Source organism: Moraxella sp. K23, assembly GCF_041154765.1.
In the GTDB taxonomy this organism is placed as follows: Bacteria; Pseudomonadota; Gammaproteobacteria; order Pseudomonadales; family Moraxellaceae; genus Faucicola; species Faucicola tetraodonis.
On record NZ_AP031595.1, the window covers coordinates 2,402,056 to 2,423,322 of the forward strand.

22 protein-coding genes, 1 tRNA gene and 1 pseudogene are annotated in these 21,267 nt (G+C 43.8%); 8 read left to right on the forward strand and 16 right to left on the reverse strand.

Going from position 1 to position 21,267, the window contains the following annotated elements; translation table 11 throughout:
- Positions 1-25 precede the first annotated feature (25 nt).
- The 3 genes from ACAM37_RS10565 to ACAM37_RS10575 all read right to left on the reverse strand — a co-directional run bounded on the left by ACAM37_RS10565 (position 26) and on the right by ACAM37_RS10575 (position 3,230).
- Entirely contained in the window at positions 26-787 is a 762-nt protein-coding gene (locus ACAM37_RS10565; protein ID WP_369626198.1) for a PAP2 family lipid A phosphatase, read from the reverse strand.
- A 110-nt stretch (positions 788-897) separates the two neighbouring features.
- Complete coding sequence (locus ACAM37_RS10570; protein ID WP_369626199.1) at positions 898-2,574, reverse strand: phosphoethanolamine transferase; 1,677 nt, start codon at positions 2,572-2,574, stop codon at positions 898-900.
- A 191-nt stretch (positions 2,575-2,765) separates the two neighbouring features.
- Complete coding sequence (locus tag ACAM37_RS10575; protein WP_369626200.1) at positions 2,766-3,230, reverse strand: type IV secretion protein Rhs; 465 nt, start codon at positions 3,228-3,230, stop codon at positions 2,766-2,768.
- 222 nt (positions 3,231-3,452) lie between these two features.
- On the opposite strand from ACAM37_RS10575, the gene ACAM37_RS10580 reads away from it, so the two are divergent.
- Together ACAM37_RS10580 and ACAM37_RS10585 are read left to right on the forward strand one after the other, a co-directional pair.
- A complete protein-coding gene (locus tag ACAM37_RS10580) occupies positions 3,453-3,851 on the forward strand; it encodes a hypothetical protein (protein WP_369626201.1) in 399 nt (132 codons plus the stop codon).
- Positions 3,852-3,963: 112 nt separating this feature from the next.
- Positions 3,964-4,039, forward strand: a tRNA-Phe gene (locus ACAM37_RS10585).
- 108 nt (positions 4,040-4,147) lie between these two features.
- Here ACAM37_RS10585 and ACAM37_RS10590 read toward each other — a convergent pair.
- The 6 genes from ACAM37_RS10590 to tyrS form a co-directional block, all read right to left on the reverse strand.
- Complete coding sequence (locus tag ACAM37_RS10590) at positions 4,148-4,369, reverse strand: DUF1653 domain-containing protein (RefSeq protein ID WP_100285376.1); 222 nt, start codon at positions 4,367-4,369, stop codon at positions 4,148-4,150.
- Positions 4,365-4,763, reverse strand: a complete 399-nt coding sequence (locus ACAM37_RS10595) for an FKBP-type peptidyl-prolyl cis-trans isomerase (protein ID WP_369626202.1) — start codon at positions 4,761-4,763, stop codon at positions 4,365-4,367. The genes ACAM37_RS10590 and ACAM37_RS10595 overlap by 5 nt, the downstream gene beginning before the upstream one ends.
- Before the next feature lie 2 nt (positions 4,764-4,765).
- On the reverse strand, positions 4,766-5,737 hold the full coding sequence (locus ACAM37_RS10600; RefSeq protein WP_369626203.1) for a D-2-hydroxyacid dehydrogenase: 972 nt from the start codon (positions 5,735-5,737) through the stop codon (positions 4,766-4,768).
- A gap of 14 nt (positions 5,738-5,751) precedes the next feature.
- Positions 5,752-6,081: a type II toxin-antitoxin system YafQ family toxin gene (locus tag ACAM37_RS10605; RefSeq protein ID WP_203171227.1), complete on the reverse strand. Its 330-nt coding sequence runs from the start codon at positions 6,079-6,081 to the stop codon at positions 5,752-5,754.
- Entirely contained in the window at positions 6,059-6,331 is a 273-nt protein-coding gene (locus ACAM37_RS10610; RefSeq protein ID WP_007116581.1) for a type II toxin-antitoxin system RelB/DinJ family antitoxin, read from the reverse strand. The genes ACAM37_RS10605 and ACAM37_RS10610 overlap by 23 nt, the downstream gene beginning before the upstream one ends.
- 84 nt (positions 6,332-6,415) lie before the next feature.
- Positions 6,416-7,636, reverse strand: coding sequence for a tyrosine--tRNA ligase (gene tyrS, locus ACAM37_RS10615; protein WP_369626204.1), 1,221 nt, complete (start codon positions 7,634-7,636; stop codon positions 6,416-6,418).
- Positions 7,637-7,860: 224 nt separating this feature from the next.
- Between tyrS and ACAM37_RS10620 the strand changes: the two genes are divergently transcribed.
- The 3 genes from ACAM37_RS10620 (at position 7,861) to ACAM37_RS10630 (ending at position 11,739) form a co-directional block, all read left to right on the forward strand.
- Positions 7,861-9,090, forward strand: coding sequence for an anhydro-N-acetylmuramic acid kinase (locus ACAM37_RS10620; protein ID WP_369626864.1), 1,230 nt, complete (start codon positions 7,861-7,863; stop codon positions 9,088-9,090).
- Positions 9,091-9,328: 238 nt separating this feature from the next.
- A complete protein-coding gene (gene fabF, locus ACAM37_RS10625) occupies positions 9,329-10,636 on the forward strand; it encodes a beta-ketoacyl-ACP synthase II (protein ID WP_284034863.1) in 1,308 nt (435 codons plus the stop codon).
- Positions 10,637-10,764: 128 nt separating this feature from the next.
- A complete protein-coding gene (locus tag ACAM37_RS10630) occupies positions 10,765-11,739 on the forward strand; it encodes a hypothetical protein (RefSeq protein WP_369626205.1) in 975 nt (324 codons plus the stop codon).
- Here the strand turns inward: ACAM37_RS10630 and ACAM37_RS10635 are convergent.
- From ACAM37_RS10635 to ACAM37_RS10650, 4 genes are all read right to left on the reverse strand, one after another.
- Positions 11,736-12,092, reverse strand: a complete 357-nt coding sequence (locus ACAM37_RS10635; RefSeq protein WP_369626206.1) for a YkgJ family cysteine cluster protein — start codon at positions 12,090-12,092, stop codon at positions 11,736-11,738. The genes ACAM37_RS10630 and ACAM37_RS10635 overlap by 4 nt on opposite strands.
- 67 nt (positions 12,093-12,159) lie before the next feature.
- Complete coding sequence (uvrC, locus tag ACAM37_RS10640; protein WP_472826347.1) at positions 12,160-13,998, reverse strand: excinuclease ABC subunit UvrC; 1,839 nt, start codon at positions 13,996-13,998, stop codon at positions 12,160-12,162.
- 206 nt (positions 13,999-14,204) lie between these two features.
- Positions 14,205-14,561: a hypothetical protein gene (locus ACAM37_RS10645; RefSeq protein ID WP_040403802.1), complete on the reverse strand. Its 357-nt coding sequence runs from the start codon at positions 14,559-14,561 to the stop codon at positions 14,205-14,207.
- A gap of 42 nt (positions 14,562-14,603) precedes the next feature.
- On the reverse strand, positions 14,604-14,987 hold the full coding sequence (locus tag ACAM37_RS10650) for an HNH endonuclease (RefSeq protein ID WP_145988447.1): 384 nt from the start codon (positions 14,985-14,987) through the stop codon (positions 14,604-14,606).
- Positions 14,988-15,093: 106 nt separating this feature from the next.
- Between ACAM37_RS10650 and ACAM37_RS10655 the strand changes: the two genes are divergently transcribed.
- Positions 15,094-15,675 carry a DUF4442 domain-containing protein gene (locus ACAM37_RS10655; RefSeq protein ID WP_369626207.1) on the forward strand — a complete coding sequence of 194 codons (582 nt, stop codon included), beginning with the start codon at positions 15,094-15,096 and terminating at the stop codon, positions 15,673-15,675.
- 10 nt (positions 15,676-15,685) lie between these two features.
- On the opposite strand, the gene ACAM37_RS10660 is transcribed toward ACAM37_RS10655, so the two are convergent.
- From ACAM37_RS10660 to hemN, 3 genes are all read right to left on the reverse strand, one after another.
- Positions 15,686-16,291 carry a class I SAM-dependent methyltransferase gene (locus ACAM37_RS10660; protein ID WP_369626208.1) on the reverse strand — a complete coding sequence of 202 codons (606 nt, stop codon included), beginning with the start codon at positions 16,289-16,291 and terminating at the stop codon, positions 15,686-15,688.
- Between the two features lie 17 nt (positions 16,292-16,308).
- Positions 16,309-16,632 carry a hypothetical protein gene (locus ACAM37_RS10665; protein ID WP_369626209.1) on the reverse strand — a complete coding sequence of 108 codons (324 nt, stop codon included), beginning with the start codon at positions 16,630-16,632 and terminating at the stop codon, positions 16,309-16,311.
- A gap of 113 nt (positions 16,633-16,745) precedes the next feature.
- Positions 16,746-18,224 (reverse strand): oxygen-independent coproporphyrinogen III oxidase, encoded by a 1,479-nt coding sequence (gene hemN, locus ACAM37_RS10670; RefSeq protein WP_369626210.1) that lies wholly within the window; start codon positions 18,222-18,224, stop codon positions 16,746-16,748.
- 208 nt (positions 18,225-18,432) lie between these two features.
- On the opposite strand from hemN, the pseudogene ACAM37_RS10675 reads away from it, so the two are divergent.
- Both ACAM37_RS10675 and ACAM37_RS10680 read left to right on the forward strand, forming a co-directional pair.
- Positions 18,433-19,299, forward strand: a pseudogene (locus ACAM37_RS10675) (YifB family Mg chelatase-like AAA ATPase); the annotation flags it as partial.
- Positions 19,300-19,372: 73 nt separating this feature from the next.
- Complete coding sequence (locus tag ACAM37_RS10680; protein WP_369626211.1) at positions 19,373-21,214, forward strand: hypothetical protein; 1,842 nt, start codon at positions 19,373-19,375, stop codon at positions 21,212-21,214.
- Positions 21,215-21,267: the final 53 nt, after the last annotated feature.

Below are 21,267 nucleotides of genomic sequence, written 5' to 3' on the forward strand. Positions count from 1 at the left end.
TTTTTTATACCATTAACTGTTAGCATTATGAATTTTTTGCGGACGCAGCTTTGGCATACAACCGACACCAAGCCCATGCCACTGCCGCGCAAATCCCCCATGCCAAGCTCATAGATACCAGCGTATGACTGAAAAAATGGTCACCTATTAACATTTTATACCCACCCATCAGCCAAGCTATCACCGTCACCATCGCTGCGATTTGCCAGCGCTTGTGCCAAAGACTTGGGATAAACGCCCAAGCATACAGCGCAAACCCAGCACTAGCATGCGCCGCAGGGAAGCATTTTGAGCGGGTTCCGGCTTGGATGTCTTCTAGTATCGTTAGATAGGGATACTCACCGCCAAAAATTTGCAAGTGATTGGGACACACCACATGAGTCACCCCTTTAAGCGATGCGATAATCAAAGGTACCAACACCATCACGATGAATAGATAGCCTATTTCAGTCAGTGATAGCCGCTTAAAAGGTTTAAACCATGCCTGTTGCTTGGCAAGCCAGTGACTTGATGGATGGCGTTGTAATAAATAGCGTTGTAGCCATGCGATTGCCATATAGACTTCAAACGCAATTAATAATCTTTTGGGAATAGTATAAAAAATTAAGTTAGGGAGTAGTGATTCTTTGGCAAGCAGCCAGCCATCTGTGGGGGAATAAAAATACTGGCTGATGGCTACATCAATGGCGCTGTGCTCAAGCGTTAGCGTAAAGATAATCGCCAGCACCATTCCGAGCACGGTCTGCCTACTGGCAAAATTTTTTAATTTAGCGATCTGTATACTCATCTATTTTGAACCATATATCTTGCCGTCACTGTCGCTGGAGTTGGACACACTTGTTATGTCTAACATTACTTAAATGGCTCTAATTACCCAAATAGCTTTACTGGATAACTTTACTTGATAAATAATGGTTTGCCTTGTACGGTTTGCGCACGCACATCAAACAGTTTTAACAAAGTTGGGGTAATAGCATCATGGGTGAGCTCAGTATTAGATGGCACTGCTTGAATGCCTGAGTGCTTACCTGCCCAAAACATCGATGCGACGTGTTTTTGCGCTTTAGGCGCGATTTTATAAGGCATACCATGTAAATAGATGCCGTTTTCGCCCAAACTTTCACCGTGGTCACTGACATACAGCATCGCCACTTGGTGGGTACTGTCATATTTGTCTAACCAGTTCACCGTTTTTGCCAAAAAGTCATCGGTGGCAAGTAGCGCATTGTCAAAGGCATTAATCACGCTTTGTGGGTCGCATTTGGCAAGTTCATTGCTTTGGCAGACTGGGGTGAATTTTTCAAATTGCTTATCATATCGTTTAAAATACGCAGGTCCGTGATTACCCATTTGGTGCAGCACAATTAGGGTGTCCTGGTTAAGCGTATTCTGGTTAGCTAGTTGTTTGACGTAGTCATCTAAGCCTACTAGCATACCCACATCGCGGCACTCGCCATAGGGGTTGGTATTACACATCGTATTGTTGCGCGCGGTTTTATAATCGACAAAATCTGCCGCGGGCAAACGATTAGTGACGCCTTTTGAGCTTGAGTTGTTATCACGCCACAAGATATTAACCTTTAGGCGATTTAAAGTATCAAGTACGTTTTCTTGGTAGTTGGCAGTATCCACATCGTAGTCTTTCATACCGACATAACTAAACATACAAGGCACCGAGTAAGCGGTTGAGGTACCGCAGGCGATGACTTGGTTAAAATTAGTTACCCCAGCCGTCGCTGCCATCTGCGGGAAGGTGGTTCGGTTATACCCATTTAGCTGCACATGGTCGGCGCGCGCGGTTTCTCCGACTACAAAAACCACCAGTTTTGGCTTACGGGTGGTGGGATTGCTCACCTGCACCGCATCGGTTGCATGCATGATTTGGGTTTTGGGAGCTTGTGCTTGTTTGAGCTGTATACTGGCAAGTTTACCCAGTGCATATACAGGGGTTGCAGGATTGGTATAACTACGAAGCTGTTTATGTTCACGGAAAAAACTGGCGTAATTTTTACTCATCGCCAAAATTGGTAACACCACCAAGCCGAGACTGACCAAATACGTCAAGCCGCGCTGCAATAGACTGCGCTTGATGGGGGGAAATGTGACCTTTTGCCACGCCACCCATACACTAGGCAATACCCCAAGCAATAAAATGCGTAAGATAAAATTGACATTAAACAAATCGGCGCTTTCTGCTTTATCGGTTTGTAGCGCATTTTGTAGCATATTGACATCATAGACAGTGCCATAGGTATCAGTAAAATACGCCGTGACTGCCGCGGTCAATAGCAAAAAAATCAATACTGCTTTAAGGGTGTAACGATAGCTAAGCAGCACAATAACCAGTAGCATCACACCGCATAGCACCAACGGCAATGAGCCTATAAAGCCAATATGCTGGGCAAACGGATAGACTTCAGTGGCTTTATCAAAGAAAGTAACGTTTGCGGTCAGGGTCAAAAATAGCGCGACCATACCCATCATCACATAAGCATTGATACCTTGAGTACTGACACTTTTAGTATTAATACCTTGCTGACGCCATGCTACCCATCGAGAGTTATTCACTGACATACGATTACTCACCTTATCTAAATGCACCAAAAAATAGCCATTATATAATAACCAAATTTAGGATGAGGCTATCATACAGATTTAGCTTAACTGAAACTTAAGACAACCATCTATCAAGCAATTATGCTAAAAAAACCACCGCAATCGCTACAAATATTAGGTGGTGACAGCGACACTGAGAGTTGATAGCGCTAGGCGGTGGCAGGCTGTAAACTGGCAAACGGAATAAAGGCGAGTAGTGGCTCATAATCCTGTTTGAGCTCACGTTTTCGATAATAATCTTCCACCATACGCGCTTGCTGCTCTATGCCATAACGACCAAATGGCTTATTGGCTTGCAGCTCGTAGCTATAGCGCCGATCGAGCAGGGCGCGGCGAAACACCTTAACGCCTTGTTGGATCTGCCAAACATGGGTCAATTCATGCACCAGCCACGCGCGTAGATAGACATTTTGCTGACTAAAATCATCACAAAAATCTGCGGGATGAAAATACACATGACCATTGGGACTGACCGCATAGCCTTTGAGTACCCACCATGCGGTTTTTAGGCGTATACTATCAAGCTGTAACGTATCACCAAATACGCTACCCGCGATGGCTTTTTCGCCCGCCGTTAGTGGACGGCATCGAGCAGGTTGGTTTGAAAAACACATTATCATTTCACAGAGTTTGTCCAAGATTTGGTTAACACAAAAAAGCCATCACGGCTTGCCAAGGCCTGGCCAACGCCTTGACAGTTTTTATTTTTAGCAAAAAATACTGGATAACAATTACAAGTTTGTTGGTATCCTAGTTACTATTTTATACTAAATCACCATGCGCTAATTAAAAACGTGCGCTAATTAAAACGTGAGCTAATTAACAAGGAGGGCTTTATGCCATTAGAATCCGTTGCCATCAATCACTTTGAAAACAACTGCATTGACGATCCTGAACTCAAATTGCGGGTGGAAAAATTGTACGACAGCTCACCTGAGTTTGCTACAGGTGGTGATGCTGTGGCGTTTTTTGAAAAGGCGTTTGCCAAAGGTGATATCCTGTATTTGGGAATGTTTAATGAAAAACCGATTGCCGCGATTGGCTGCTTCAATGAAGGCATCGAGTCTAGCCGCTTGCTACAGTACATCGTACTACATCCTGCCAATCGCGGGCGCGGTCTTGCCCCCAAATTTGTCAAACAAGTCACTGACATTGAGCGCAAAAAAGGCAATACCAAGTTTGTACCTGGCTGCGGCGCAATTCATCGTATTTTAGCCATGTACGAGTTGATATAAATGAGTATTTTGCCAGTTACTAGCAACTTTTTGCAAAAAGTTTAAAATAGTGCTTGACACCTTTGGCGATTTTTAGTTTAATAGCCGCTCAAATACTGATGCTGACAAACATGGCGCGGTAGCTCAGTCGGTAGAGCAACGGATTGAAAATCCGTGTGTCGGCAGTTCGATCCTGCCCCACGCCACCATTATTTATTTGTCTTAGGTATAAATCGATTAACCCCAAACTTATTAGTTTGGGGTTTTTTGTTGTCAGTCATTTTTATATCACTGCCCCCTATCAACTACCGCCAGACTTAACTGTCTAGCGGTTTTATCAGCTTAAATCTTGGCACAGCTTCGCCATTGACTTCCACCGTTTCGGCAAACATCGCAAGCGGTCGCACCCACACCCCATAATCGCCATAAAGGGCACGATAGACAATCAGTTCTTCTTCAGTCTCGCTATGCTTGGCAAGATGTAATACTTGATACAAATTGCCTTTGTAATGCTGATAAATACCCAATTTAATCTCAATCACGAGTTTTGACATCCAATAATTCAATTTCAAAGGTTAAGTCTGAATTTGGCGGGATTTTCCCGATTTGGCGCTCACCATACGCCAAGTGACTTGGCACGATGAGTTGGCGCTTACCACCGACTTGCATGGCTATGAGATTGGCAGGGTCTTCAACTTGACTGTCGTAGCCGATTTTTTGCGCGTATTCGCCACCTAAGACACCCACGTCCCAACCTTTAATCACCCGCCCTGTGCCAATCACGGCTTCAAAGGGTTGTCCGCGGTGATGCGATGAGTCAAACACCGTGCCATCTGGCAAATAGCCTGTGTAATGCGCGGTAATCAGTGCCCCACGCTCGGCAGTTTTACCTGTGCCGATAATTAGGTCTTGGAATTGCAGTTTACTTGTCATATTTATTGTCCGTTTTTTTCGTTATTTCCCTTATGGGATAGTTGGATAAACTCTTGCACTTGCTGACACAATATGTCCCATAGGTAAAGCTGGGCATTGACGCTGCCCCACGCATTATGGGGGGTAAAAATCACTCTTGGGTGGTCTTTAAGTGTGAGTAATGGGTCGTTGTCTTTAATCGGTTCATCTTCAAACACATCTGCCCCATAGCCTAATAATTTACCTTGTGTAACGGCATCAGCCACTGCCTGACTATCGACCACGCCGCCGCGCGCGACATTGATAATCAACGGTTTTTTTGTCATCTTGGCAATGGTATCGGCATTCACTAAATGCTTCGTTCGCTCCGTCAATGGACAATGCAGGGTAATGACATCGGACTGAGCAAGGACATCATCAAACGCGCTATAGTCGCTATTTCTTGGCGGTTTGTTTTGGTGTTCGGCTATTAATACCGTCATACCAAAGACTTTGGCAATTTCCCCAACCCGTTTGCCAATGGTGCCATAGCCAATAATGCCCAGCGTTTTGCCTTCAAGGTCAATGAGTGGCGTATCAAGCAGACAAAAGCGACCATCTTTTTGCCAGTCACCCTTGACCACTTCACGATGATAATGGCGAGCCGCTCGCATGGCTGAGAGTATCAGCATAAAGGTATGTTCGGGGACGCTTTTGACCGCATAGCCTGCGACGTTTTTAACAGCAATGCCGTGCTTGTCACAAGCGTCTTTATCAACGTTGTTCATCCCTGTGGCGGTCAGTTGGATGAGTTTGAGTTTTGGGAGCTGCGCGATAATTTCGGCGGTAAGTTCAACTTTATTGGTGATGATAATATCGGCGTCTTGGCAGCGCTCAATGATGATTTTGGGGTCATTGGGCGTTTGCGCATACACTTGATAGTCGCTCAGTCCGTGTGGGGGTGTTAATGCTAAATCAGCGGAAAAGGTAGCTCGGTCGAGGAAGATGGCTTTCATTTTTAAATCCCTTTTTATTCAAATAGTTCGCTATGTGTTCCTACACGAGTAAAATAAATTGTCTCAAATTTTGTGATGGTTTGAATTTTGTAGATTAATAAAAAATCACCACCCACATGTAACTCTCGAAATCCTGCCCAATTTCCTTTTAATTCATGGTCTTTCCACTCTGCCCCTAACGGCTCATTATTGGCAATTAATAACAGCATGACTTCTTTGAGCCTGACCATGTCATAACGCCCTGTTTTCACTAGTCTTTGCCAATCATTCAAAAAATCTTTGGTAAAATCTGAGGCTCTTGGTAAATTCGTGCGTTTTGAATTAATCGGCTTTTTCGAGGGCATCAAACAATTCCTTGTTACTGCTAAATCGGGCTTGCTTGTCTGCAATCATGGCGTCAACGTCTTGCATCGCACGTTGTGTGGTGGCGTTAGGAATTGCGACGTCAAACGGAATAGACTTTGTTGCCGTAACTTGACGTAAAAATAGACGAATCGCTTGCGCAGGCTTAATACCTAGTTCGTCAAACACTTCAAAGGCTTGGCGCTTTTCATTGGCATCAAGTCGAAATTGATACATAGTTGAGTGTGTCATAGCTACTGACCTCTATAAAAAGCAAAAAATGTAGTGATATTGTCACTACATTTTAAAATAAAACCATTGGTTAAGCAATAGACTTTAGGAAATCGTCACTTTGGCATAGGCTTTTTTGCCTGCTTGAATCACCACCGTTTGTCCTGCAGTGAGGGCAAATCCTGCATCCACCACCTGACCATCCACTTTCACCGATTGGTTTTTCAAAAAGTCTTTCGCTTGCGCTGAGTTTTTCACCAAATTGGCTTGGTTTAACACTTGGGTGATAAATAACTGCGCTTGCCCATCAAGGCTAATCGTCACCTCTGGCAAATCCAATGGCAACTCACCATCTACCAAGCGATTGCCCGCTGATTTGTGAGCGTTTTCGGCGGCTTCTTTGTCATGGAAACGCTCAATCAGCTCTAGTGCCAAAATACGTTTGACTTCTTGCGGATTGCGCCCGTTTTCAATGTCTTTTAGCAAGGCTTCGACTTCATCCATGGGTTTAAAGCTAAGTAGCTCAAAATAACGCGCAATCAAAGTGTCTGGCATGGACAAGATTTTTTGGTACATGGAGCCTGCGCTGTCATAAATGCCGATGTAATTGCCAAGCGATTTACTCATTTTTTGTACGCCGTCTAAGCCTTCCAAAATTGGCACGGTGATACACACTTGTGGTACTTGACCATAGCGAGATTGCAAGGTACGACCCATGAGTAGGTTAAAGGTTTGGTCAGTACCACCTAGCTCAACATCGGCTTGCATGGCGACTGAGTCATAACCTTGCACCAGTGGGTACAAGAATTCGTGAATAGAAATCGGCGTTTGGCTGTGATAGCGTTTTGAGAAGTCATCGCGCTCGAGCATACGAGACACAGTTTGCTGGCTTGCCAAACCAATCATGTCGCCTGCCGACATTTTGCTAAACCATTCGGAGTTAAACATCACTTGGGTTTTGGCGGGGTCAAGGATTTTAAATACTTGCTCTTTATAAGTTTGGGCATTCTCCAGGATTTTTTCTTCAGACAATGGCGGACGAGTGGTATTTTTACCCGTTGGGTCGCCAATGCGAGCGGTGTAATCCCCAATCAAAAACAACACTTGGTGTCCCAAATCCTGAAAATGCTTGAGTTTATTGATTAAAACCGTATGACCCAAGTGCAAATCGGGCGCGGTCGGGTCAAACCCTGCTTTGACTCGCAGTGGGCGGTTCTCTTTAAGTTTTTTAATTAAATCGTCTTGCGAAATAATTTCGTGCGTACCACGTTGGATGAGTTTGAGTTGTTCTTCTGCTGCTAAAAATTTATGAGTAAAATCGGTCATGCTTACCTCGAAAAAAGCGCGGGTTAAAACGGCTGAAAAAAAGTGAAGTTTAGCCATTATAGCAAATTTGCAGATAAAATAAGGCAGGCTTTTAGTATGCTATAATCAAGGCACTCTCTACTTTGACCGCCCTAACGAGAATAATTATGAGCCAAACGTTGCCGACTGGACTACCTGCAAACCTGCCTTTTGATGAAGGATTTTTTAGCCATTTTACCGACATCATGGAGGATATGATGACCAGCAAAGAAAATCCGCTTGCCGACTCGCCGTATGTGATTGGCATGATGGGTGGCACCAGCCTTGACGGACTCGATGCGGTGCTGTGCCAGTTTTATGAGATTGACGAAGACAATGATGAGCCTGTCGAGATTTTGGCGACGGTGAGCGAGCCGTTTCCTGATGATTTACGCGCCGTGTTGTTAGCACTCACTCAACCAAACGGAGTGGCACAACTCATCGCTGATAATAATTTGGCGTTCGAGAGCGAACTGGATGTATTTGGTTGGGCGAGTGTATTTTATGCTGAATTTGCCGCAAATTTGGTCAATCAATTGCTCGAGAAAGCGCAGGTCACCCCTGATGAAGTAACCGCGATTGGTTGTCATGGGCAAACCGTGCGCCATCGCCCGCAGTGGTCATTTAGCTTGCAACTGCTTGACCCGAATGTACTCGCTGAGCGCACTGCTATTGCGGTGGTGAGCGATTTTCGGCGCCGTGATATGGCAGTGGGTGGGCAAGGCGCGCCACTCGTGCCTGCGTTTCACCAAGCCATGTTTGCTACACCGCCTTATCAGGCCGATAAAGTTATGCCAAAAGTGATTTTAAACTTAGGCGGTATTGCCAATATCACGGTACTTGATGGCAGTGATGATGTAATTGGATTTGATACAGGGGTGGCAAATTTGCTCATTGATGCTTGGTGTCAGCGTCATACTGAGCAAAGCTATGATCACAATGGCGATTGGGGAAAATCAGGGCAAGTGCTTGAGCCGTTATTAAATTTGCTTTTGACCCACCCATTTTTTGCCAAGCCGTTCCCAAAAAGCACTGGGCGAGAGGAGTTTAATTTGGCTTGGCTTGAGGCTATGCTAGAACAATTGGGTCAGCAATTCCCCAATTTGGCGTATTCACCTGCCGATGTGCAAGCGACGTTGGTGGCGCTTACCGCTAAATCCGTCAGCGATGCCATTGTGTCCGTCACTGATGGTGCGCAAGGCGAGTTGTTTGTCTGTGGTGGTGGGGCATTAAATACCTATTTAATGAGCCGTTTACAAGATAATTTAGCCACTTGGAGCATACAAACTACTGATAAAATTGGGCTGTCGCCGTTGTGGGTTGAAGCCGTAGCGTTTGCGTGGCTAGCTCAGCAGACAATTTTGAACGTACCGAGTAACTTACCCAGTGTCACAGGGGCAAATAAAAAAGTGGTGTTGGGGCAGGTGTGTTTTTAACAGTGTGTATTTTACGTAGACAATGACATTGATAGCACTGATATATAGCGCTTATCTTATAACCTTTATTCTGGGTTTCGGTCATCTTGGCGTAAGCCCTAATATTGTTCAACGGGCTATAGCTATATACAATCAACCTAAAGACGTTAAAGTTATTGTGTTTACACTCGTACACTATTTTTGCTAAACTTTCATAAAATGTTATTCAAAAAATATTATTCAAAAATTCGAGCATAAAATGACCACAAAAATTAGCCCAAAAAAGCCCCGCTACGACGAACGCCCCGACCATGAGCGTATTGTTATCACAGGCATGGGAGCCATTACCCCGCTAGGACTCGATGTAGAGAGCACTTGGCAACGGCTCATTAATGGCGAAAGCGGTATCAAAGCGATTAGCCATTTTGACGCCACTGACTACCGCGCGCAAATCGCAGGTACAGTGGATGGGTTTGATATCGGCTTGTATATGAACGCCAAAGACGCGCGTCGGTATGACACCTTTGTACAATATGGCGTTGCCGCAGCAGCACAAGCCTTGAAGCAAGCAGGCTTTATTAGTGAGTTGCAAGCCGCGCCTGTACAGCAGGTTGACCCCGACCGTATCGGGGTGATTATCGGCTCAGGGATTGGCGGTATCACCACCATTGAAGACACAGCGGTAAAACTTAATAGCGAAGGTCCGCGTAAAATCTCGCCATTTTTTGTGCCCTCAGCCATTGTGAATATGGCAGCTGGACAAGTGGCAATTCGTCATGGGATTAAAGGGTTAAATCTTGCCACTTCTACCGCTTGTACTACAGCCACCCATGCGATTGGCTTGGCGGCACGGTTGATTGCGTATGGCGATGCCGATGTGATTGTAGCGGGCGGCTGTGAAAAAGCCTCAAGTCAGCTCGGTATTGGTGGTTTCTCGGCAATGCAAGCGTTATCAACGCGCAACGATGCACCGACCAAAGCCAGTCGTCCATTTGACAAAGACCGTGATGGTTTTGTGCTGGGTGATGGTGCAGGGGTGCTAGTAATGGAAAGCCTTGCCCACGCCAAAGCACGCGGTGCGACGATTCTGGCAGAGTTTGTCGGCTTTGGCATGAGTGATGATGCCAGTCATATCACCGCGCCACCGGAAAATGGTGAAGGTGCGGCTATGGCGATGCGTCACGCCTTGAGTGATGCTGGCATTGCCCCCAGTGACGTTGGCTACATCAATACCCATGGCACCAGTACCCCAGCGGGTGATGTGGCAGAGAGCCGCGCGATTGCGGGTATCTTTGGGGAGAACATGGTAGTAAGTTCCACCAAATCGATGACCGGTCATCTACTGGGCGCTGCAGGTGGTATCGAAGCGATTTTCACCGTTAAGGCGCTGCAACAACAAATATTGCCACCGACCATCAATTTGGATCATCAAGACCCTGAGTGCAAGCTTGACTATGTACCGCATACAGCCCGTAAAGTTGACCACTTAACCCATGCGATTTCTAATAGCTTTGGGTTTGGGGGTACCAACGGCTCGCTGCTGTTTGCCAAATGGCAGTCACGATAAATGGTAATCACTGCGATGATAGCATTAATATTTTAACGGTGTGAATTTTGAAAACGGCTATTGAAATTGTAGCCGTTTTTTCGTTAAATGAAGCTATCCTATTTCATCCTTAACGCTGGACACCATTCATGTCAGGATTTGCCTTCTCCCACCAATTTTCAAAGCGCTGGCTTGCCACCCCTACCCCTGTTAAACACGCCATTATTCAAGAACTTGATGATATCGTTACCTTGCTTTACCCCGATACCGACCTTGATGAGTATGAGTTTAGCGTGCCTAATCTGCATGATAAAGTCGAGGAATTACTGGCTATCGAGCGTGACCACCAAGAAAAATTACAAGCGCAGCTACGTGAGCGCGAGCTTGAAGAACAACGCCTAGAACAAGAAAGATTGGAAAAACACAGACTGGAACAAGAGCGGTTAGAAACTGAACGCTTAGAAATCGAGCGCTTGGAAAAAGAGCGCCTTGAGCAACAACGACTTGAACAACAGCGCCTTGAACAAATACAGTTAACACAGGAAAACGAAAAAGAACGCCAAGCGCAAGAAGAACGTCTACAACGCGAACGCCAAGCACAAGATGACGCAGCCATTGCGGCGCTGGAGCAAGAACGCGCCATTGCCAAACAAGCGCATCTGGCAAAACAAAGCAATCCTCCCCAACCAGCGACGCAACTATCAACTGGCTCAAACGAGGGCGCAAATCACCAGCCAGATGAACAAGCGCAGTCCACGGATACCGCAACCAGCGATGTCACGATTGAGCGCCATCGCAGTGAGATGGTCTATGCCATTGATCACACTGATACCGCTGATAACACTGATAACTTTGCTGAGGCTGAGCCGTTAGCTGATGACCCAAAAGCGGCAGTGATGACCCAAGAAACGCGCGTTACTGACCCAGTTGCCGATATTGACAATCCATCTATCGCCACCACGCCCGCTATTGAACAAATCAAACAAGATATCGTCAAACAGCTGCAAGGCTATATCGACAACTATTTGCTCGAATCAATGACGCTGATGAATGAGGATTTGAATCAATGGCTTAAAACCGAAGTGGAAAAACAGCTGACTGTTCGTTTATCACAAAGCCATTAAACAGGCACTTGACTAAGGATATCATTAGATAACCCATAGTGATGACGGGCTTTGATACATTGCTCGTCACCGACTTGTACCGATTGGCAGGTGCTTGAGCGTTTATCATAGATTTGGCAAGCCACCGAGTTACCGACTTCGCCAGCGAGTGCCACGCATCTGACCGGCTTTGTTTCGGTACCTTTCATACAGGTATAAAAATCATTGACTTTAACTGTCATCTCTTCGGGGATACCGAGTGTCTCGCCTTCTGCCCAATAAAAAGACACCCGATAGTTAGCGCAACATGCGCCACAGTGCATGCAGATATCACTATCCGCCGCTGCGATTGATTTAAAAAAAATTTCTGTCATTATTACAATGCCATGTCATTATCATTGTTAACTACCCGTTTCATCCAAAACGGCTAAAAATTTAATATTAGCCATGCAACACTTTATAAATGGTATTGGCCATCACTTTACCAATGCCATTTACTTGCCCAATTTCATCTTGTGACGCACCAAGCAGCTGCTGCAAGCCGCCGAAGTGATTGAGCAACTCTCGGCGCCTTTTTTCCCCCAACCCAGGGATGGCTTCTAGCACTGAGCTTGAGCGGCGTTTATCGCGTTTTTTGCGGTGTGCGGTAATGGCAAAGCGGTGCGCTTCATCACGGATATGCATAATCAAATGCAGTGCTTTGCTATCAGCCGGCAAATCGAGTGGCTCACGGTCAATAAAATGCAGTACCTCAAGCCCAGCCTTGCGACCTTCGCCTTTTGCCACCCCGACGAGCAAGGTTTGGGTTAAAATCCCCAGCTCGCTCAGTACATCTTTTGCCATATTAAGCTGCCCTTTACCGCCATCAATCAGCAATAAATCTGGCAGTGGCTGTTTGCTATAGCGGCGGTTTAATACTTGCTTCATGGCGGCATAGTCGTCACCGCCCGTGATGCCGTGAATGGCATATTGGCGATAGTCGCGTTTACGTAGCCCGCCTTGGTCAGCGACCACACAGCTGGCAATGGTGGCTTCACCCATGGTGTGGGAGATATCAAAACATTCGATACGGTCGAGCGATTTGCCTTGCAGCGCCTCTTTTAATACCTCATTGAGCGCGTTAAAGCGAGATTTGACTTCCAAATAATCGCCCAATTTGGTTTGCAGGGCGTTGTTGGCATTCATTTGGGCAAGGGTGAGCCATTCATTGCGCTGCTCGCGAATTTTGGTTTTTATCGTCACCTTTTTGCCAAAGGTTTCAGTTAAGGCTTCTGTCATCGCGTTTTGGTCGGGCAACTCATGACTTATAATCAGCTCTTCGGGCAAATCATCACTGACTTGAAAATAAAATGAGCTGACAAACTCAGACAAGTTATCCGCTATGTCATTTTCACTATCCACATCAGGAAAATAATTGTTGCCACCCAAAACCTGCCCATTACGCACATTCATGACATGCACACAGGTAATGCCCGCTTGACTGGCGATGGCGATGATATCGGCTTCACCTTTGACCGTATATACTGCTTGTTTGGCTTGTACTTCGCGTAGCATCGAGAGTTGGTCGCGATACAAGGCGGCTTGCTCAAAGTTCATGTCTTCAGCCGCTTGCTCCATTTTACCCACCAATTTGACTTGCAAATCCGTGCCTTCACCTTTTAAAAATCGAATGGTGTTGTTGACGTCATCGGCATAGTCTTCGGGCGATACCAGCCCGACACACGGCGCTTTACAGCGTTTGATTTGGTACTCTAGACAAGGGCGTTGACGCTGGGCAAAAAATGCATTGGTACATTGGCGCACCATAAACATTTTTTGCATCATTAACAAGGTTTGCTTGGCGGCATGCGCCGAAGGAAAAGGTCCAAAAAATCTGCCTTTTTGGTGTTGTCCTTTACCGCGCCCATAGGCAAGTCTTGGATAAGGTTTATCGGCTGAGATAAACACGTACAGATAGGATTTATCATCACGCAGTAGCACGTTGTAGGGCGGGCGATGTAGCTTGATGAGGTTTTGCTCAAGCAGCAGCGCTTCGGTCTCAGAGCGGGTTATGATGGTTTCGATGTTGTCGATACGTTGCACCAGCGCCCGCGTTTTGGGATGGTCGATGGTTTTGGCAAAGTAGCTATTGACGCGGCTTTTGAGCGATTTGGCTTTGCCCACATAGATGATGTCGCCATTTTTGCCCAGCATTTTATACACGCCTGGCAAGTTGGGCAGGCGCTTAATCAAGTGATCCAATCGCGCTTTGCGGTCGGCAGTCGCTGCAGCAATTTCAATGGTTGCAGGGTCGATGGCTGGATTCACGCTGCTTTTTCTTTCTTTGGGCATTTGATTTAGTTTACTTTTATATGGTTTTGCTACTATATTTAGTTGTTTTCATTGATTTTCAATCTATATTATAAAATAGTAGCTGAATGTAGAATTCACTGTACTTATAAGAATAACATTTTAAGTAACCCTTTCTACTATAGTTCAACTCACTATTAGTCAATTGCAAAACCCATTAAACAAAAGTCTGTTATAAAACACTCTCTATCTTCGCCTTCTAATTGATTCATTAGATGTCTTAAGTTAAATGGGATACTCTGTGTGATATCAGATTTCAATAATTTCGATACATAAGCATCCTGAAATAAATTTTCGGCTAGAACGAAAATACAAAAATTAATAAGTAATCTTTGTGCTTTCGAATAATTAGATTCAAAATCATATATTAGATAATCAAGAGAGCTTCTTGAAATTTGGTCATTATTCGCATTTTGAATCAAATGTATGTATAAACTATCCAAAATCTCTAGTCTAGTTTCTTCATAACTTAAAGGCATTTGATTTATACTCATATATCACTGTTTTGACTTTTAAGTAATTTCAATCTTAAACTACTAATCCGAACCCCCACTTTTGACACGAATAGTTTGTCCAGCCGGGCGTTTTTTGACCCAATTGATAAATTTTTGCATCTCGGTATGTTCTTTTAGCCGCTCAACCGTATGGTAGTAGCTGGATAATTCTTGGTTGCTAAACACTTCATGCACTTGTGCATGACAAGCAGGACACAGCATGGCGATGTCGTTTTTCATTTCATCACGGCTAAATTCGCGTTTGGTACGGGCTTTGTCGTGGCGGGATTTGGGAATCAGATGATGTTGGGTTAATTCAACTTCATCACGTCCACACAATTCACACGGTGGCGATGGCGCTTTTTCCGCCAAAATCGCCTCCCAGAATGCTGCATCTTCGTTATTTTTTGCTTTACCTTTTGCCATTATTTTGTCACGCTTTGCTATCAGTTGTATCCATCATACAATAGCATTGTTGCTTTGCCAATGACGTGTTGTACCATATCTTTTTTCATGTTAAAACGAGTCTGCCATGTTATCTAAGCTATCCAATTTATCCAAGCTATCTAGGTTATCCAAGCTATCTAAGCTAAGCCAAACCTTTCAATCTCAAGCCAAAGACTACCTTAATCCGTTTCATAACCCGAAGCTGTTAAAGCAGTTTTTTAACTTTTATCCGCCATATTTTGGGGCGGGTATTCGTGTTGACAGCCTTGATTTCGCCAACCACCATATTCGCGTACGTTTACTCTTAAACAAACTCAATCAAAACATCGTTGGCACCCAGTTTGGGGGCAGTTTGTATTCGATGACTGACCCATTTTTGATGATTTTGTTGATGCAAGCGTTGGGCAATGCGTACGTGGTATGGGATAAGTCGGCGAGCATTGATTTTGTTAAAGCGGGCAAAAGCGATGTGTTTGCAGATTTTCACCTGGATGACACCGAAATCGATACCATAAAAGCCTTGGCAAAGGATGGTAAAGCGGTGTTCCGCAACTATGAGGTACAGGTGGTTGACGACCAAAATGAGGTGGTCGCCACTGTCACTAAGACCCTGTACATTCGGTTACGAGCCTACAGTAAATCAAAAAACCAAACGGTGAGAATTTAGCTGAAGGGCGCTAGTCTTTGACTGCCCTGGTGATGGTATAGGTTTTGCCTTGTTTGATTTTATCTGAGTTACCAAACACTTCGGTAAATGAGCGCTTCATAAAATCACGTAAGCCATTGATGGTCACCACATAAAAGCGTGCCCCAGTCTCCATCGCATTGTAGGCATCGAGTAAATACAGATAATGCTGTTCTTTACTGGCTTTGGCAGGTAAGTTACTCATCACTAGGCTAAATTTTTTGTCTTTTTCAACATCACGAAAGCCATTGGATAGCTGAACTTGGGCATTATTTAAATGATTTTTTTGGCAGTTTATTTTGGCATATTCTACCGCCACAAAGTCTTTGTCGATGAGCAGGTGCTGTCCGTTTGGGCATTCACGGGCGGCCGTCATACCCAGTACGCCATAGCCACAGCCTAGGTCGATTGAGTGGTCATCGTCTTTGAACTCGATATAATCAAGCAGCATCAGGCTACCCTCGTCGAGTTTTTCGGGCGAGAAAATTCCCCAAGTGCTGGTAAAGTGAAACGGCTTACCGAGTACGTCTTGGGAGAACTGGATGTCTTCGCGCCAGTGGGCAGATTTTTTGAGTAAGTCGGCGGGGATTTGATGCATGGGGTTTCCTTTAAAGGTTATATTTTAGGCTTTTGAGTAATAAGTGTGGTAACGGTTTGATGACTAGCAACCCAGTTGGCAGTTTCTTGACAACGATAACCAATAATTTTGATAATTTTGTTATAAATGCTTAATAGTTTTTCATCAAAAATCGGCTCATGATGGGCATTACGAATCGTGACTTCACAAATATGTAATGGAAACAAAAATGCCCCCGAAATTTGAGCATTCCAAAGGTACAATTCAACGGCTTGCTCTCTTGTTTTGGTCTTATTTTCATAAGTTTGCATTCTTTCAAAAGAAAGCGTTTGGAAAATTTGATTAAGCTGTGTTGAATTCATTCAATAAAATCCGTATAATACGTACTATGTGAGCTAGAGGATACGTGAGCGAAAGCTTCCACCTTTAGTATAGTAAAACACCTGTCATTTTGGCAGGTGTTTTGCTTTTTAGGCTAAATCACCTTACTAAAGCGATTGCCTTCTTTACTCGCCAAATAAGTATCAAACACCATCGCCACATTGCGTCCGAGCAGTCGCCCTTTTGGTAGCACCCGAATCCCTTTGGCATCCATATCAACGAGTTTATCCGCTTGCATCTCGCCCAGTTGGCGGATTTCATCAATAAAATAGGTCATCGGGTCAATACTAAAGCGCGCATTCACATCTTTAAAATCAATATAATCATGGCATAGCAGATTCATAATCACATAACGGCGCAGCAAGTCAGGCAAGCGCGCAGAAATCACCTTCACCGCAGGCAATTTTCCCGCATTGATGAGATTTTGATAATCGCTTAAATCCGTTGGATTTTGCAAAATATGCAGACCGATTTGGCTAATCGACGACACCCCAAAACCCAATAAATCACAATTGCCATGCGTGGTATACCCTTGAAAATTGCGGTGCAATTTGCCCTCACGTTGCGCAATCGCCAGCTCATCATCAGGCTTGGCAAAGTGGTCAATGCCGATATATTGATAGCCTGCGTCAGTCAGTGCGTGGATGGTATTACCGAGCATGGTCAGTTTGTCGGCAGGGCTTGGCAAATCCGCTTCATTGATTTGACGCTGACCTTTAAATCGCTCTGGCAAATGGGCATAGTTAAAAACAGACAGACGGTCTGGTGAGATAGCAATGATGCGCTCAACCGTATTGCGCATGCTATCCACCGTTTGGTGCGGTAACCCATAAATCAAGTCAATATTGATAGAATGAAACCCAAGGCGGCGAGCTTCCGTCATCACACCTCGAATCAATTCTTCTGACTGCACGCGATTGACGGCAATTTGTACTTTTTCTTGCAAATCCTGCACACCAAAGCTCACCCGATTAAACCCAAGTCCACGCAATATCTCAAGCGTGGTCGGACGCAATTCGCGTGGGTCAATTTCAATCGAATAATCAGCGGTAGGTTTATCGCTAAAAGTAAATTGGGTTTGCAAAAAGTTCCACAATTTGACCAGCTCATCATCGGTCAAAAAGGTGGGTGTACCGCCGCCAAAATGCACTTGTTCGACGATAGGGTCCCCTTGCATCAAGCTGCGTTTATGCCGAATTTCGGCAAAAAGATACGCTAAATAGTCGCCTGAATCACTGTTTTTCTTGGTGATGATTTTATTGCAGCCGCAGTAATAGCACAGATGGCGACAAAATGGGATGTGAAAATATAAGGACACTGGCACCCGTGGGTCTTTTTCTGCCAAAACGCGGGCTTCCATGCCGTCAGCAATCGGGGCAAATTCTAGTGCGGTTGGGTACGAGGTATAACGGGGACCTGAGCGGTTGTATTTATTGATGATAGCTTCATTAAACAAATGGGTTTGGGTCGTGTAGCTACGATTGGCATTGGCATACGGATTTTCGATGATTTCGACAGGACGATCAAAGGTGGGCAGTTCGCTGTCAGATAAAGGGCGAGTTTGGTCTGTCATAATAGTCTCGTATAGCGTGTAGCGTAAAATTCTCGGAATATTGGTTGTGATTATAACATAGTCATCATAGATAGCCGATGATGAGAAAATAGATGAATTATGCTATGATTTAGTCGTTTTTTATCAAAAATTGTCTAGTTACTGCCATAAAAAAACGGCCTGTCTTGTGTCAAGGTAGCCGCCAAGTGGTTGAAAAAGGATTTTAAAAATGTCGTTTGCTCAAGTATATACGCGCTCGGTGGTGGGTTTAAACGCGCCAAGCGTGATGGTAGAAGTACATTTATCGCAAGGATTGCCTGCAGTCACCATGGTTGGCTTACCCGAAGCAGCGGTGCGCGAGAGTAAAGATAGGGTGCGCTCTGCAATTATCAACTCGGGTTTTCAATTTCCCAATCGCAGATTAACCATCAACCTTGCGCCCGCGGATTTACCCAAAGATGGCGCACGGCTTGATTTGCCGATTGCCATAGGTATCTTGGCAGCGAGTGGTCAAATTGATGAAACCGTGCTTGCGCAGTACGAGTTTATTGGCGAATTGGCGCTCAATGGCGATTTACGAGGGATTGCTGGGGCGTTGGCAGTATCACGGGCACTCAAGGTAGACCGGCGCACCTTGATTGTTCCCAAAGACAATGCCGATGAAGCGGTCAAAGTCGATGGCGTGAAGGTGTTGCAAGCCGATACCCTCAAAGCTGTGTGCCAACACTTGATGAACGAGCAACAACTCAGCCAAGCCGAGCACAAGGCATCCTACCAATCAGCCAATTATCAACTAGATTTAGCCGATGTCAAAGGACAACACCAAGCCAGACGTGCGCTAGAGATTGCGGCAGCAGGCGGACATTCGCTACTATTTTGTGGCTCGCCTGGGACAGGCAAAACTTTGATGGCATCTCGCCTACCCACCATTTTGCCACCGCTCAACGACCATGAAGCGCTCGAAGTTGCCAGTATCTACTCGATTGCCAACAGTGATTATGACTACGGCACACGCCCTTTTCGCCAAGTCCATCATACTACTTCAGCAGTGGCGCTCGTGGGAGGCGGCTGTAATTATCCTAAATCACTGGCACACATCCTAAATTCATGGCACACATTTAGTAAAAACATCCTAAATTCATGGCACAAAAAAGCAGAGGTATATTGATATGCCTCTCTTTTTTGACAATAAAGATTTACCAAGAACTGAATACAACAATAGCCTTTCTTTAAAAAACTATTTCAAAGAATGCCCTAATTTTTTTATGGATGATGAATATGTAGTTACTTGGTATGATTCAAACTACATTGAAATGAGTCCTAACAAGAGCAATATCGGAATTGAAGTAACTTTTTTGAATATTAGTAAAAATACTTATTTTAAATATGATAAGGAACTAAAAAAATATATTACCAGTTCTGATAGGCTTATAAAATTATTACTACCTATTAATTTATTACATAAAACACCTATTGGAAGTATTTGGAAAAGTGGTAGTTCAATCGAAACCTTTGAGTTTAAAGAATTTGATATCAAGATTGCTGACAGAACCAATAATCAAGCATCTGCTAATTTTGAGATCTATTCTCTTTATGAAAGCAATAAAGCAGCTAATGTATTATATGCTGTTAATAAAGATATTAAATCCACGCCTGAGCGAAAAAATGAAGCTCAACTTAATACCAATAAGTTCCCCGTTCAACTTAACACTTTTAATTATTTGCCCACTTTAAAGTATGACAATAATCCAACTATCAATGTTAAGTTCAATGATAAAACCTATGTAATTCATCCAATTACGTTATTTGTTAGTCATTATGGTTATTCAATGGATTTCAAAAGATATTTATCTGCATATTCCTACCAAACCCTATCTGACTTACTTGAAATCGAAAGAAACTTAAATGACCAACCAATTAAAATACCTTATCGATTTTCTCTCAAAGACGCGATCATCATCTATGAATGGAAACATAACAACTTCACTAAGAATGTAATTCAACATCTTTCTAATAGTATAAATCTCAATAAAACAAAGAATGCGGAAGGTTCAAATGAGAATTGGCGTATTAAAATAAAGTTTTGGCATGAACAGGAAATTTTGATCAGAATGAAAGGCATTGAATTTTCTGATGGAAACGTACTGTGTACTTCAATTACAGGTATGAGCCAACCTCAGGGTAATGATATCGATGTAATGATTCGACCTAGTAAAAGTAAGAGCTTTTCTGAACTAAGTCAAATAGAACAAAATGCTATTAATAATCAGCAACCGAGTATAAAAGTCATTAATCGCCCTCAAAATATTGAGCCAATTAGTATAGTTAAAAGTCCTGTAAATAACTTAACTGTAGCAACGCTAGTGGAAAGATTTTTAATTTTAGGCAATCAAAGGAATATTAATAAGGTTACTAAACAACCATCTGATATTGATCCGCACACTAGAACTTTAACCATACCTCAACCTGACACTATCGACTACGCAGTGGGTGAAAAACAAGGTGCAACAGGTCAAACAGGCTTAGCAAATTGTTTTTTAGATACTGATATTATCAATAACAGATCAAGATTTGATCGAATATGGCATCACGCCAAAGAATTTAATAACAATAAAAATGTTTGGTGGTTTACTTTTAAACAGGGTTTTAAACAATCAGACGATTTTTATGTGATGTCATTCGCGGATGCACATCGGGTAAATTTCGCTAATAACTATAGTAAGCGACAGCCTGAATTCGTCATGTTAATTAAATTAATTCATTCAGGGATAACTTATTACATAATGGAGTTTGGTGACAATCTCAAAGGAATTGCTTATCGTGCTGAAAAAAACGAGGAATTTACAGATGAACATGGTACTTTTGCGAAAATATTAGGAGCAATGACTTTATTTAACGGTGTTATAAAACTTGACTATCCTGCTTCCTTTGGTGGAAAACTTAAAACATTTATTCATCCATCATCTGATAATAGCAATTGGGTTAAGAATGCGATAAACCGTTTCAATTAGCTTACTTGCTAATATCATCGTTTTTAACTTAAGTTCTGTAATTAAATTAAATT